This is a genomic window from Virgibacillus sp. NKC19-16, from assembly GCF_021560035.1.
Classification (GTDB): domain Bacteria; phylum Bacillota; class Bacilli; order Bacillales; family Amphibacillaceae; genus Virgibacillus_L; species Virgibacillus_L salidurans.
Window position 1 is genome coordinate 2078700 of record NZ_CP074373.1, and the last position, 14124, is coordinate 2092823.

Consider the following 14124-nt stretch of genomic DNA (forward strand, 5'->3'; position numbering starts at 1 on the left):
GTGACCTAAAGATGTTAGACGTGCATGCATTTTAAAATTAGTGTTATACTTTTAAGTACGACCTGATGTAGTAGATACCATATAGGACATTGTGATTAAAAAAGAATTATTTTATGTATTAATTGAAGGAGGTATTTTACTTGACGATATTGCATTGGGCAACAATATCCCTTTTTTGTTTGCCATTTTGATTCCGATTTTATACAAATATACAAAACGCATACATACAGGATGGTTTGTACTCATCGCTCCGTTCGTACTTTTTATTTATTTTCTGTCATATTTACCTGTAACCTCTGCGGGAGACGCCATTAGTCAGACACTAAATTGGGTCCCATCACTAGGGATTAATTTCAACCTCTATGTAGACGGTTTAAGTCTATTATTTGCTTTACTGATAACAGGTATAGGCGCATTGGTAGTACTTTATTCTATCTTTTATTTGTCGAAAAAGACCGAAAAACTGAATAATTTCTATGTCTACTTGATGTTGTTTATGGGTGCAATGTTAGGTATTGTTTTATCTGACAACATTATCGTTATCTATGTATTCTGGGAAATCACAAGCATTGCTTCTTCTCTATTAATCAGTTATTGGTTCTACCGCAAAAAATCAACAGATGGAGCAGTTAAATCCATGCTGATCACTGTCTTTGGCGGTCTCTCTATGCTTGGTGGATTTTCTCTGCTTTATGTTATCAGCGGTACATTCAGTATTCGCGAACTCATTGCAAATGCTGACATGATTGCCACGAGTAGCCTGTTTCTGCCTGCAATGCTGCTGGTACTGCTCGGAGCATTTACGAAATCCGCCCAGTTTCCGTTCCATATCTGGCTCCCTGATGCGATGGAAGCGCCGACTCCCGTCAGTGCTTACCTTCATTCGGCAACCATGGTTAAAGCGGGAATTTACTTAGTTGCAAGATTTACCCCTGTTTTTGGAGGTGCAGCAGAGTGGTTTTGGATTATCTCGATCGTTGGTACTGTTACCTTATTCTGGGGTTCGATCTCTGCAGTAAGGCAAAAGGATTTAAAATCCATTCTGGCCTTTTCCACGATAAGTCAGCTTGGACTCATTATGACCCTATTAGGGCTGGGTTCGGCCGCCTATTATTATGGTAATGGAGTGGAAGACACATTATATACAACAGCTATTCTGGCTGCAGTATTCCATTTAATAAATCATGCTACATTTAAAGGCAGCTTATTTATGACAGCAGGTATTGTGGATCACGAAACCGGTACAAGGGATATCCGAAAACTTGGTGGCTTGATGACCATTATGCCAATCACTGCAACGGTTTCTCTTATCGGACTCGCGTCTATGGCCGGATTGCCCCCATTTAATGGATTCCTAAGTAAAGAACTGTTCTTTACGGGAACTGTGAATGTAACTTCATTTGACTTTTTCAATCTGGAGACATGGGGCATCTTGTTCCCTCTTGTTGCATGGATAGCCAGTGTATTTACCTTTTTATATTGTATTATTTTGTTTATGAAAACTTTTACAGGTAAATTTAAACCGGAAAATTATGATGGTCATGTTCACGAAGCACCATGGGGAATGCTGATTAGCCCGATGATTCTTGGATCATTGGTAATTATCTTCGGTTTATTTCCAAACCTGCTTTCATCTTCCATCATTGAACCAGCAATGGCAGCCATTCTGCCTGAAGCACAAGGATTTGATGTGAATATATCACACTGGCATGGATTTAACACCGAATTGTTCATGACTATCGGTGTTGTAGTATTCGGTGTCTTGCTTTATATGATGATGAGAAAATGGTCACAAACAGCCTTCTATCAAAGGGAGCGTGATCCATTTAATCAGCTGTATGATCATTGGTATGATGGTCTAATTAAGGGATCACAGGCTGTAACGCGAATTCAGATGACTGGATTGTTAAGGGATTATATGGCATACATGGCTATATTCATTGTAATGATACTTGGCTATACGATGATTCGATATAATGCATTTGCCATTGATATGACAAATGTGTCAGAAATAACACCATATATGTGGCTCCTCGTTATTGTCTTTACTGCAGCCACAATTGCTGTCCCTTTTATCAATAATCGTATTACAGCAGTTATTGTAATCGGGGTTATTGGTTTCTTACTGGCACTGTTCTTTGTACAATTTAGAGCACCGGATCTGGCTCTGACGCAGCTCCTTGTCGAGACCGTTACAATTGTATTATTTATGTTGGTGTTCCAGCGTTTGCCAAAGCTAAAAAAAGAAAAATCACGCCCCCGGTTTAAACTTATTAACCTTATCATATCTCTAGGGGTTGGTGGAGTTTTCACCACTATCGCATTAAGTGCGTTTGCATTCAGAAATGATGTTAATTTCCCTTCCATTGCCGAATACTTTATCGAGAATTCTAAGGTGTTAGGGGGCGGATACAATATGGTTAATGTCATACTTGTTGATTTCCGGGGACTTGATACAATGCTTGAAATTCTGGTTCTGGCTATAGCAGCACTAGGTGTATATACCTTAATAAAACTCCGTCTTAAAGGGAGTGAGGACGTATGAAGCCGATAAAAAGCAACGACGTTATGTTACAGACGCTAACAAGAATCTTAGTGTTTATCATTTTATCCTTTTCCATCTATTTACTCTTCGCCGGTCATAACCATCCCGGCGGAGGATTTATTGGAGGATTAATGACGGCAAGCGCTATTGTACTTCTATATCTTTCTTTTGATATAAAGTCAATAAAAAAATCATTACCAATTAATTTCATTACTGTTATTGGAATTGGGCTTTTACTTGCAGTTGCAACCGGTATTGCAAGCATGCTATTCGGATATCCATTTCTAACACAGTTTTTTGACTATTTCCATATCCCTCTTCTAGGGGAAGCAGAATTGACTACTGCAATCCCTTTTGATGTTGGGGTCTATCTGGTAGTAGTCGGAGCAGCTTTAACGATTATTTTAACGATTGCGGAGGATGATATTTAATGGAAATTGTAATATCTATTATGATTGGTGTATTGTTTACTGTTGCTACCTATTTGTTATTATCCAGAAGTCTGCTCCGCGTTATATTTGGCACATTACTGATGTCTCATGGGGCGCACCTGCTGCTCATAACCATGGCAGGTCTTCAAAGGGGCGCACCGCCGCTGCTAAATCTTGAAGCCAGTGGGTATACAGACCCTCTGCCACAAGCAATGGTTTTAACAGCAATAGTTATTAGTTTTGGTGTTACCTCATTTATTCTTGTGTTAGCCTACAGAATTTATAAGGTACATAAGACAGATGATTTAGACGAGTTAAGGGGATCTGCAGATGAATAATCTAGTTATACTCCCGGTGTTGCTACCATTCATTACCGGAGCTATTTTAATCTTATTTTACAAAAGGATTGGTGTACAGCGCTTCCTTAGTAGTGTTAGTGCTGTTGGTATGCTGGTTCTAGCCATTTATTTAGCCTATCATGTCTACCAGCAAGGTATTGTCGTTCTGGAGCTAGGGAATTGGCCTGCACCATTTGGTATTGTCATGGTCGCTGATATTTTTGCAACCATCATGCTGATTTTATCAAGTATTGTAGGCGTTGTTTGTTTATTTTTTGCTTTCCAAACCATTACCAAAGAACGAGAAAAAACGTTTTTCTACCCTTTCTATTTCTTTTTACTTACAGGGGTAAACGGGGCATTTTTAACAGGTGATTTGTTTAACTTATTTGTGTTTTTCGAAGTAATGCTGATTGCTTCTTATGTCCTTATTGTAATGGGTGGAACGAAATATCAACTGCGCGAGTCATTTAAATATGTGATTATCAATATGTTCTCATCAGCGCTTTTTTTAGTAGCTATTGCCTATCTCTACTCGGTTACAGGAACGGTTAACATGGCCCATTTGGGAGAGAGAGTTGCAGAGCTGGAACAAAGCGGCGTATTAAATGTTATAGCAGTTCTACTACTGATTGTTTTCTCTGTGAAAGGTGCATTGTTTCCTTTGTATTTCTGGCTGCCACGTTCCTATTACGGTCCGCCTGCCGCCATCGCAGCACTATTTGGTGGGTTATTGACAAAGGTTGGTATTTATGCAATTATTCGGACATTTACACTGATATTCAATCATGACATTGCGTTTACGCATAAAGGAATCATTACTGTTTTAGCAGGCTTTACGATGTTATTGGGTGTTCTTGGAGCTGTTTCGCAATTCGACTTTAAGCGTATCCTTTCTTATCATATTATCAGTCAGGTTGGATATATGGTTATGGGGCTTGGAATTTATACGCCTATCGCAGTTGCTGGTGCTATCTATTACATCGTCCATCACATAATCGTAAAATCTGCGTTGTTCCTATTTGCCGGGGCAACGCAGCGGATTACAGGTACGACAGATTTAAAACAAATGGGTGGCTTACTTAAAACACATCCCTATCTGGCATGGATGTTCTTTATTACTGCCCTATCTCTAGCTGGAATTCCTCCACTAAGTGGATTTTTCAGTAAGTTTCCAATCATTGTTTCCGGTTTTGGGGAAGGACAACATGTGATTGCAGGAGTTGCTCTTCTTGTCGGTTTTCTGACACTGTTCTCCATGATTAAGATTTTTCAATATGCTTTCTGGGGAAAACAAAAACATACAGAAGCACAGGCAAAAATTCCTGCCGGAAAAATGCTTCTGCCTACTATACCGTTAGTTGCATTAACCATTATTTTAGGACTGGCAGCAGAACCGATTTTCCAGTATTCTATGCAAGCAGCTGAACAAATCATGGATCCGTCGATATATATAGAATCTGTTCTTAAGGAGTAGTGAATGATGGCTTTTCAAATTTTAATCAATATTTTCATAGCGATTATATGGATGTTCCTGCAAAACAACTATACGGCTGTCAGCTTTGTAGTCGGTTATGTTGTAGGTATATTAATTCTCCTTATCCTGCGTCGTTTTTTAACCTTTGATTTTTACATGACGCGTGTCTGGGCCATTATCAAGCTAATTATTCTCTTTATAAAACAACTAATATTAGCCAATATTGATATGGTGAAAATTGTTCTGGCACCTAAACTTAAGAATAAACCAGGTATTATTGCCGTACCGACAAAGCTTGAAACTGAATGGGAAATCACTTTACTTGCTTGTCTCATTTCCTTAACACCCGGGACAATTTCAATGGATTTTTCTGATGACAATAAAACCATCTATATTCATGCCGTTGACGCTCAAAATAAGGAAGATGAAATCGAGCAAATTCAGGAGACATTTGTACGTGCAATTATGGAGGTGACGAAGTAATGTTTCTTTTCATTCAATACACTGCTTTGGTTATTATGGCAATATCACTAATTATTTGCTTTATCCGGACAATCATCGGTCCTACCACTCCTGATCGTGTATTGGCTCTAGACTCATTTGGTATTAATTTGATTGGATTTATCGGTGTAGTTATGATTCTGCAAGAGACCATTGCCTATTCTGATGTCGTCTTGGTCCTTAGTATACTTGCATTTATAAGTACTGTGACAGTATCTAAATTCATTGAAAGGGGGACTATCATTGAGCGTGACTGAAATCATCATCAGTATTTGCCTGCTTATTGGAGCTTTTTTTAGTTTTTTGGGTGCTTTCGGATTGATTCGCCTTCCGGATGTATATAATCGTGCGCATGCTGCAGGAAAAAGTTCTACTTTTGGAGTTATCTTTCTTATACTGGGAACATTTTTGTTCTTCCTTTCCACTGGAGAATTTAATGCGAAGTTACTGCTGGCAATTCTTTTTGTCTTCTTAACGGCACCATTGTCTTCCTTAATGGTTACTCGTTCGGCCCACTATACGGGTGTCCCTCTCGACAAAACCAGTATTCATGATGATTTACAAAAAGCAAAAGAAGAGGAAAAAAATCAACAGCAACAATAAATCAAAAGATCTAAGAAAAAAGTGACTAATTACAACGTCGCTTTTTTTCTTCCTTAAAACTGCCATACATAGCATTATTTTTAAATGGAAATATATAAGTAATATGAAATATGAGGGGTATACAACGATGATTACTACTGAATTACTATCCAGCTTACGTTTAAAAAATATATATGGAACATTGCCAAGTGAAATAGCATCTATCCATCATGATTCAAGAAAAGTTGAGAATGATACGTTATTCATATGTCTACGCGGCTATACAGTAGACGGACATGATTACTATTCAGATGCGATTAAAAATGGTGCAACAGTGATTCTGGCTGAAGAGAAACTAGATATTGAATTTGACAAAGCCGCTTTAGTAGTTGTACACGATACTTATAAAGCAATGGCTTTACTTGCGAACAAATTTTACAACTATCCCTCACTAAAAATGTCAATGTTTGGGGTCACGGGAACAAATGGAAAAACGACTGTAACCAATTTGATAAAAGCAATGTTACAAAGAGATAATCAAAAGACTGCCCTTTCAAGTACAATCGGATTAGAATTAGAAAATGAATTAGTACCCAGTAACAATACCACCTCTGATTGTTTAACAAATCAACAAACGATTCGAAAAGCGCTGGATCACGACGCGAGTAACATGGTTATGGAGGTGTCTTCCCATGGCTTATCTCAAGGACGTCTTTGGGGTGTGGATTTTGATATTGTCACATTTACGAATCTGACGCAGGACCACCTGGATTATCACAAGACAATGGAAGAATACGGTTATGTAAAAGGGTTGCTGTTTGCCCAGTTGGGAAATGATTTAACAAAAGAAAAGTATGTTGTACTCAACTCAGACGATCCTTGGTCAGATGTATATAATTCCCATACACCAGTCGAAGTCATTACCTACAGTATTGTAAAGGAAGCACACTTCAAAGCAGAAGCGATTAAATATTATCAGGACAGAACTCAATTTACATTACATTCACCTGAAGGAACTTTTGCTGTAGAGCTAAAGTTAGTAGGTGAATTCAATGTTTATAACGCACTTGCAGCCATAGCTTCCTTATTTGCAAAAGGAATGTCTGTAGCCTATTTGGTAAACCTTATTAAGGATTTAAATCCAATCAATGGCAGAATGGAAAAACTGGACCTCCATGCACCGGTTTCAATGTATCTGGACTACGCACATACACCAGACGCCATTGAAAAATCTATTGCATCTGTCTTACCTTTTAAGCAGAACAGACTTATTTTCGTTATAGGAACAGGGGGAGATAGAGATAAATCTAAACGCCCCCTCATGGCTGAAAAAGCATCGGCTGCTGATTATGTTATATTAACCGTAAATGATCCCAGGTATGAAGATTCTCAACGCATTTTAACGGACATGGAAAAGGGAATGTTGCACGATAATTATACATTAATTTCAGATCGCAAAGAAGCTATTTCTCATGCCATTACCATGAGTGAGCCTGGAGACATTCTTGTTTTTGCCGGTAAAGGACAGGAACAATCCCAAATTATCAAAGACAAAAAGCATCCTCATAGTGATGTGAAAATTGCCGAAGCAGAGTCGCTGTTAAAATATAAATAATTATTATTGGTGTCTAGAGCAAAACTCAGGCACCTTTTTTGTTTATATGAGAAGGACAGACACGAATCCTCTAAACCCTACATAAAGATGTTATATAGGCAAATACCCATAAACATTAGGAGGTGCACGCGTTTGTCCGGAATTTTAAGCGTTCTTGCCCTACTTATCAAAGAAGCTGTTTTCTTCGTTTCATATGTAAAAAACCACGCCTTCCCTCAACCCCTGCCACCGGATGAAGAAGCGAAATACATTAAAGCAATGCAAAACGGTGATGAAGACGCTAGAAATAAGCTAATTGAACATAATTTGCGTTTAGTAGCACACATCGTCAAAAAATTTGAGAATACCGGAGAGGATATGGAAGATTTAATTTCTATAGGAACAATTGGTTTAATTAAGGGAGTCGAAAGCTTCTCCGTCGATAAAGGTACAAAGCTCGCAACATATGCTGCACGATGCATTGAAAACGAAATACTTATGCATTTACGGGCACTGAAAAAAGTAAAGAAAGATGTTTCCCTTCAAGACCCAATTGGGCAAGATAAAGAAGGGAATGAAATTAGTTTAATTGATATTCTAGAGGCAGAGAATGAAGATGTTATTGAATATATTCAATTAAATATGGAAATAGAAAAAATGCAGGATTATTTTACCATTCTTGATAATCGAGAAAGGGAAGTAATTGTTTATCGTTATGGATTAAATGACTACAAAGAAATGACACAGCGTGAGATAGCCAAGAAGTTAAATATATCACGAAGCTATGTATCACGAATTGAAAAAAGAGCTCTAATGAAAGTATTTCATGAATATTATCGAAATGAGCGAAGAGGCTAAGAAAATGAACGCTATTGCTTAAATAGCGTTCATTTTCTTAATCCATTTCTTTAAGCATTGACATGATTAAATTTGCCGCATTCTTAGCTGCCTTTTCCAAAAAAGCTTCGAATGTAATGGACGAGTGTTTCCCGGCAATATCTGATAAGGCACGAACAATGACAAACGGTTTATTATATTGATAACAAACTTGTGCAACAGCAGCAGCCTCCATTTCTGCTGCAACCATGGTAGGGAATTTTTCATGAGCAAAATCTACCCTATTCGGATCATCCATGAATGAATCACCTGTAGCAATAATGCCTTCTTCATATTGAATTTCTAATTCTTTTACAGCAGTTATTGCCTTCGTAATTAATCCGGTATCTGCAGCATACATTGCTGGCATGCCTGGAACTTGGCCATATGCGTATTCAAAGGCAGTAGCGTCCACATCATGATGGACAACACTTGTTGAAATGACAACATCCCCTACCTCAAGATTCTTAGTGAACCCACCTGCAGATCCCGTATTAATTATATAAGATGGGGAAAAACGTTCATGCATAATGGTTGTAGCCATCGCTGCATTTACTTTTCCAATCCCGGATTTTAATAAAACGACTTCCCTGCCAAGAAGCATCCCACTTACAAATAAACAATTTGCAACCGTTTTTTCTTCCTTATCAATCATATTGTCCATTAATAAAGCAACTTCTTCATCCATTGCGCCAATAACCCCGATTGTCATATACAAGTCCTCCAGTTTTGTAAAAGTGCATGTTTTAAAAGTTGCCGAATAAAAACAACTTAATACTCCAGTTCGTTTAACACTTCAACTTTCGTAGGCTGCCACCCTTCATTATCTACCCAGGATAGAAAAACACGGTAATACGCTTCTTGATCTGCATTTCCAACTGTCGCAATAACTTGTTGGTCTCCATCGTTACCAACCCAGTATGTTGCCATATTACTTTGATCTAAGCCTGTAGCTACAGAAGCGGCTTGATCTATTTCAATACGGTCCTGGGAACCATCGCTGTAATCAGTAGTATGAGGGCCTTCTTGTTCTGTACCCACCGGATCCCAATTACCTGTATATGCTTCTGAAACATTATCATCTGATGGCTCAACTTGTTCTGTCTCTACTTCATCATTATCTTCATCTTCACTAGCTTCTTCATTTGTTTCCTGGTCTTCATTTTCTCCTTCTGCACCTTCGTCTGAAGCATCATTTTGGGAGTCATTACCCTCGTCGATTACGACATCATCTTCTGTATCTTCCGCTTCCGTATTTTCTTCCTGCTCCGTAGTCTCAGCGGATTGTTCATTTTGCTCGTCCGATTCTTCCTCACCATTGCCTCCAAAAATCCACATGCCAATCAATATGAGCACAAGAATCGCACCAAGTATAAGAAGAATGGAAATTAATTTTGTGTTTTTTCTCCGTTTGTCATATTTATTGAGACGTGAATGGTTATCAGAGTCCCCCATTTTATCTTCCCTCCCTATTTATACCATAGTATCATATTTTGAAAGAAACCTTATATGTAAACCAAACAGCAATAAAAGCGGAAATATAAGCTCCGCTTTTATTGCCCTTTTTATCCGTGTTTTTATTCTACCTTTACAATCTTCACTTGAATATCTCCTCCAGGTGTTGCTACAGCAACCTCTGTACCGATTTCATGGCCAATAAGACTTTTAGCCATTGGAGAATCATTTGAAATTTTCCCTTCGAATGGATCCGCTTCCGCACTACCTACAATCCTGTATGTCTCTTCTTCTCCATCCGGTAATTCTTTAAATGTTACCGATTTACCTAATGAGACGATATCCGGATTATCATTATCATTTTCAATAATAACTGCATTACGAATCATTTTTTCAACTTGGGCAATGCGTGATTCAACAAATGCTTGTTCATCTTTTGCCGCATCATATTCAGAGTTCTCCGATAGGTCACCGAAGTCCCGAGCAACTTTTATACGTTCAACTACTTCTTGTCTTTTCGTTGTTTTTAACTCGTGCAACTCTTCTTCTATTTTCTCTTTACCCTCTTGAGTCATATAATAACTTTTCTCTATTGCCATTAAAAACACTCCTTCTACTATTCACTGGTACATTCAAAATGAGCAATGTTTCACAGTTGCTCAAGGGTTACACATATAATTTATTAAATATTACTATGGCAGATTTTAATTTATTTATCAATACTTTTATAAAAGTATTTTTAACTACTTTTCGACAAAATTGTTTCTATTTTTGTGGCCATAATATCAATTGCCACATGATTTTGCCCACCTTCCGGGATAATGATATCTGCATAACGCTTCGTCGGTTCTATGAATTGTAGATGTGATGGTCGAACATTGTCTATATATTGTTCAATGACCGAATCCAATGTTCTCCCACGTTCTTTTATATCTCTTAGAAGGCGCCTGATAATTCTTAGATCTGCATCTGTATCAACAAACACTTTAATATCCATTAAATCAACCAATCGTGGATCATCTAATATAAGGATGCCTTCCAATATTATGACATCCTTAGGCTCGACCGGAATCACTTCGTTAGAGCGCGTATGAATTTTATAATCATAGACTGGTTTTTCAATTGCTTCTCGATTCATTAACTTATGAAGATGATCAATTAATAAATCATTATCGAATGCAAGTGGATGATCATAATTTGTGTTAAGTCTTTCCTCTAAAGGTAAATGACTTTGATCTTTATAATAATAATCCTGTTCAATAACAAGGATTGTTTTATCAGAAAATCGTTCGCATATGGAATTTGTTACGGAAGTTTTCCCACTTCCACTCCCGCCTGCTACGCCGATAACAACAGGTTTATCCTGCATTATTAATTTCATCCCCTTCACCAATTTTTAAGACTTATCGCAACTCCATCACCAATAGGAACGATAGATGTTGTATAATCTGGATGTTTCGTGAGCCAATCATTGTAGTTTTGAATACGCTCAACCATTTTTTTATGTCGGGAATGGGCTTCTTCAGGATGAACTACATACCCCTTAAATAATACATTATCGGAAAGTATTAAGCCACCATTTTCTAACATCGGGCTGGCAAGCTCAAAAAAACGTTTGTATTGCCCTTTTGCTGCATCAATGAAAATAAGATCAAATGATTCCTTTTTCGCTGCCATAGCTTCTATCTTTTCTAATGCATCTCCATGAACAACAGTAATATTACCTGTTTTATTCTGCTGTTTTATATGTTGAACTGCTTTTTCATACCGCGCATTGTCTCTTTCAATCGTTACAATGGATACTTTCGGGTATGCTTCAACCATTCGTAATGCAGAATAACCGATTGCTGTACCAATTTCGAGTATCCGCTTTGGTTTAGTTAATTTAATCAATAGCATGATAAAATCCATACTAACTGGATCCATTATTGGCACATTTTCTTTTTTTGCTTCTTTTTCCATTTCCATTACCCAGTCTTCTTGTATTGGCAATAATTTAGTTAAATAAGTTGCTAGCTGTCCTTCCATGCTATACCTCTTTTTGATCTTATATTAACGAGCTTTATTCAATATGCTCTTCACTGTATTCTAAATGTTCTTCATAGGTTTCAGCGTAATATATACTTCCTTCACCGTCATGCAGGAAATATAAATAATCGGATTCCTCAGGATTAACAACTGCTTCCAATGCACTCTCTGCAAAATTTGATATCGGACCTATTGGCAAAGCCTCTACCTGATACGTATTATACGGAGAATCAACTTCTAGATCCTCATGCAAAACGGTATCCTTATGCTCTCCTAATGCGTATAAGACAGTTGGATCCGTCTGCAGGGGCATTCCCTCTTCCAATCGATTATAAAATACGCCGGAAATTTTATTACGCTGATCTTCCATACCTGTCTCTTTTTCTATGATAGACGCAAATGTTATTGCTTCATGGACACTAAGATCCTGTTCTGCGATTTCATCCATATAGGGCTCAACCACAGATTCTGTTTGTGCGAGCATTTTCTCTACTATAGAAGTCACACTTGGTTCATCCGTATAAAAGTTATATGTCGCAGCATACAGATACCCTTCCAAAGGTGTCCGGATAGATGGGTCCATGATGTCACTTGTTAGAATAGTTGGATATGCTTCGATTAACTCATCTATATATTCAGGATCATTTACCTGATCGAGAAAATCTTCCTTACTAAAATGCAGGTTTTCTGCATAAATTTCTGCTATTTCGTCAATATTTAGTCCTTCTGGAATCGTAATAGTATGAATAGGTTCTTCCATAATTCGTCCATTTTTCAATGAGTCAATAATCTCGTCCATTGTCATAGATGGGGAAAATGTATACTCCCCAGCCTGAAAGTTAGACTCGTTATTAAATTGTACGTAAAAACGAAAGATGCGACTGTCTTTAATTAAACCATTTTCCTCCAGTATCTCTGCTATTGCAGATGAAGAGGATCCAATAGGAATAGCAACTTCTACTTCTTCCTCACTCTCAGGCTCAACTGGCGCAAGTGCAGAGTTAATGTACAAATACCCCGAAATACCGCCAGCAATAAGGATAAGAATGAGTGCTATAATTATAATTGCAACTACTTTACGAACCGTTGTAGCTTCATCGAATCGCAAAATTAAATTGTCTTTATAACTGCCTATTTTTTTCTTCTTAGACATACATATCCCCCTTTCATCCGCTATATTATACTAAAAATCAATGGGATATTCCATCATCATCTAAGTATAAAAGAGTAGCTGATGTCCGAATCCAGACATCAGCTAATTAGGTTATTCAAAAAGCCATTAACCCTGTTATTACCCTTCGTTTTCTTCGTCTGTTAATGCATGCAATGTTTCTTCAACCATTTCCCATTCTTCATCTGATTCAATAGGAAATAAGGATAGATCATCATCATCTTTGGTCTTTTCTTCATAACGAAAAGCATAAACCTCAACTTCTTCATCTTCTGATCTTTCAACCGGAATTAAAGCAATATAGGAATGTTCTGTTTGGTCTACATCAAACGTAAAAAGAACCTCAAATAAATGTTCTTCCCCGTTTTCATCCGGTATAATGATCCGTTCCTTTTCTTCAAGTGCCATTATTTCACTCCTTTACTTTTGATCGAGGTATCCTTGCAGAATCATTACTGCAGCCACTTTGTCTATAACTTTTTTCCTCTTTTTTCTACTTACATCTGCTTTTAGTAACACACGTTCAGCTGCAACGGTTGTTAATCGTTCATCCCATAGTACAGCAGGAATCCCGTGGGTTTCTTCTATATGCTTTGCGTATCTCTCTGATGCCTGTCCACGTTCACCAATTGTACCATTCATGTTTTTAGGTAAGCCAACTATAGCCTTTCCAATTTCATGCTCTGCTATTATTTCCTTCAATGCTGCGTCTGCAGAACTAATGTCTGCTTCATCCCATTTAAGGGTTGTTAAGCCCTGAGCGGTCCACCCAAGTGCATCACTTACAGCAATACCAATGGTTTTGGAACCAACATCTAAACCGATGATTTTCATCTATTCTTCCTTTTGTTGTTCTAAATAAAATTTTACCAGTTCCTCAATAACTTCATCACGTTCGACTTTGCGAATTAAGTTCCGAGCATCCTTATATCTTGGGATGTATGCAGGGTCACCTGATAATAGATAACCCACAATTTGATTAATCGGGTTATACCCTTTTTCTTGAAGTGCTTCATGCACTGTAAAGACGATTTCTCTAATGTCGTGATCAAATGGTTCTTCCGAAAAATTAAATTTCATCGTTTTATCAATAGAGCTCATCGTGACACCTCATTCTTAGAATAAC

17 protein-coding genes and 1 pseudogene are annotated in these 14124 nt (G+C 37.7%); 9 read left to right on the forward strand and 9 right to left on the reverse strand.

The features are described 5' to 3' along the window. Nucleotides 1–140: 140 nt before the first annotated feature. From KFZ58_RS10765 to sigK, 9 genes and pseudogenes are all read left to right on the forward strand, one after another. Nucleotides 141–2545, forward strand: a pseudogene (locus tag KFZ58_RS10765) (Na+/H+ antiporter subunit A). Continuing rightward, on the forward strand, nucleotides 2542–2976 hold the full coding sequence (locus KFZ58_RS10770) for a Na(+)/H(+) antiporter subunit B (protein WP_235791316.1): 435 nt from the start codon (nucleotides 2542–2544) through the stop codon (nucleotides 2974–2976). Before KFZ58_RS10765 ends, KFZ58_RS10770 begins: the two are co-directional and overlap by 4 nt. Continuing rightward, nucleotides 2976–3314: a Na(+)/H(+) antiporter subunit C gene (locus tag KFZ58_RS10775; protein WP_235791317.1), complete on the forward strand. Its 339-nt coding sequence runs from the start codon at nucleotides 2976–2978 to the stop codon at nucleotides 3312–3314. The genes KFZ58_RS10770 and KFZ58_RS10775 overlap by 1 nt, the downstream gene beginning before the upstream one ends. After that, entirely contained in the window at nucleotides 3307–4791 is a 1485-nt protein-coding gene (locus tag KFZ58_RS10780; protein WP_235791318.1) for a Na+/H+ antiporter subunit D, read from the forward strand. Before KFZ58_RS10775 ends, KFZ58_RS10780 begins: the two co-directional genes overlap by 8 nt. A 6-nt stretch (nucleotides 4792–4797) precedes the next feature. Continuing rightward, entirely contained in the window at nucleotides 4798–5274 is a 477-nt protein-coding gene (locus KFZ58_RS10785; RefSeq protein ID WP_235791319.1) for a Na+/H+ antiporter subunit E, read from the forward strand. After that, nucleotides 5274–5549: a Na(+)/H(+) antiporter subunit F1 gene (locus KFZ58_RS10790; protein WP_235791320.1), complete on the forward strand. Its 276-nt coding sequence runs from the start codon at nucleotides 5274–5276 to the stop codon at nucleotides 5547–5549. Before KFZ58_RS10785 ends, KFZ58_RS10790 begins: the two co-directional genes overlap by 1 nt. Next, nucleotides 5542–5895, forward strand: a complete 354-nt coding sequence (gene mnhG / locus KFZ58_RS10795; RefSeq protein ID WP_370642502.1) for a monovalent cation/H(+) antiporter subunit G — start codon at nucleotides 5542–5544, stop codon at nucleotides 5893–5895. The genes KFZ58_RS10790 and mnhG overlap by 8 nt, the downstream gene beginning before the upstream one ends. Before the next feature lie 127 nt (nucleotides 5896–6022). Then, the gene (locus KFZ58_RS10800) at nucleotides 6023–7489 is read left to right on the forward strand and encodes a UDP-N-acetylmuramoyl-L-alanyl-D-glutamate--2,6-diaminopimelate ligase (protein ID WP_235791322.1); all 1467 of its coding nucleotides are present in this window, start codon (nucleotides 6023–6025) and stop codon (nucleotides 7487–7489) included. A 132-nt stretch (nucleotides 7490–7621) separates the two neighbouring features. Beyond that, the gene (gene sigK / locus KFZ58_RS10805; protein ID WP_235791323.1) at nucleotides 7622–8326 is read left to right on the forward strand and encodes an RNA polymerase sporulation sigma factor SigK; all 705 of its coding nucleotides are present in this window, start codon (nucleotides 7622–7624) and stop codon (nucleotides 8324–8326) included. Between the two features lie 37 nt (nucleotides 8327–8363). Here sigK and mtnN read toward each other — a convergent pair whose 3' ends face one another. The 9 genes from mtnN to KFZ58_RS10850 form a co-directional block, all read right to left on the reverse strand. Continuing rightward, nucleotides 8364–9056, reverse strand: a complete 693-nt coding sequence (gene mtnN / locus KFZ58_RS10810; protein WP_235791324.1) for a 5'-methylthioadenosine/S-adenosylhomocysteine nucleosidase — start codon at nucleotides 9054–9056, stop codon at nucleotides 8364–8366. Nucleotides 9057–9115: 59 nt separating this feature from the next. Next, the gene (locus KFZ58_RS10815) at nucleotides 9116–9799 is read right to left on the reverse strand and encodes a YrrS family protein (RefSeq protein WP_235791325.1); all 684 of its coding nucleotides are present in this window, start codon (nucleotides 9797–9799) and stop codon (nucleotides 9116–9118) included. Nucleotides 9800–9921: 122 nt separating this feature from the next. Next, nucleotides 9922–10398, reverse strand: a complete 477-nt coding sequence (gene greA / locus KFZ58_RS10820) for a transcription elongation factor GreA (protein ID WP_235791326.1) — start codon at nucleotides 10396–10398, stop codon at nucleotides 9922–9924. Between the two features lie 140 nt (nucleotides 10399–10538). Continuing rightward, a complete protein-coding gene (gene udk / locus KFZ58_RS10825) occupies nucleotides 10539–11168 on the reverse strand; it encodes a uridine kinase (RefSeq protein ID WP_235794728.1) in 630 nt (209 codons plus the stop codon). 17 nt (nucleotides 11169–11185) lie between these two features. After that, on the reverse strand, nucleotides 11186–11827 hold the full coding sequence (locus KFZ58_RS10830; RefSeq protein ID WP_235791327.1) for an O-methyltransferase: 642 nt from the start codon (nucleotides 11825–11827) through the stop codon (nucleotides 11186–11188). Nucleotides 11828–11861: 34 nt separating this feature from the next. Next, on the reverse strand, nucleotides 11862–12980 hold the full coding sequence (mltG, locus tag KFZ58_RS10835; protein WP_235791328.1) for an endolytic transglycosylase MltG: 1119 nt from the start codon (nucleotides 12978–12980) through the stop codon (nucleotides 11862–11864). Nucleotides 12981–13118: 138 nt separating this feature from the next. Then, nucleotides 13119–13406: a DUF1292 domain-containing protein gene (locus tag KFZ58_RS10840; RefSeq protein ID WP_235791329.1), complete on the reverse strand. Its 288-nt coding sequence runs from the start codon at nucleotides 13404–13406 to the stop codon at nucleotides 13119–13121. A 12-nt stretch (nucleotides 13407–13418) separates the two neighbouring features. Next, nucleotides 13419–13832, reverse strand: a complete 414-nt coding sequence (ruvX, locus tag KFZ58_RS10845; protein ID WP_235791330.1) for a Holliday junction resolvase RuvX — start codon at nucleotides 13830–13832, stop codon at nucleotides 13419–13421. Then, entirely contained in the window at nucleotides 13833–14099 is a 267-nt protein-coding gene (locus tag KFZ58_RS10850) for an IreB family regulatory phosphoprotein (RefSeq protein ID WP_235791331.1), read from the reverse strand. Between the last annotated feature and the right edge of the window lie 25 nt (nucleotides 14100–14124).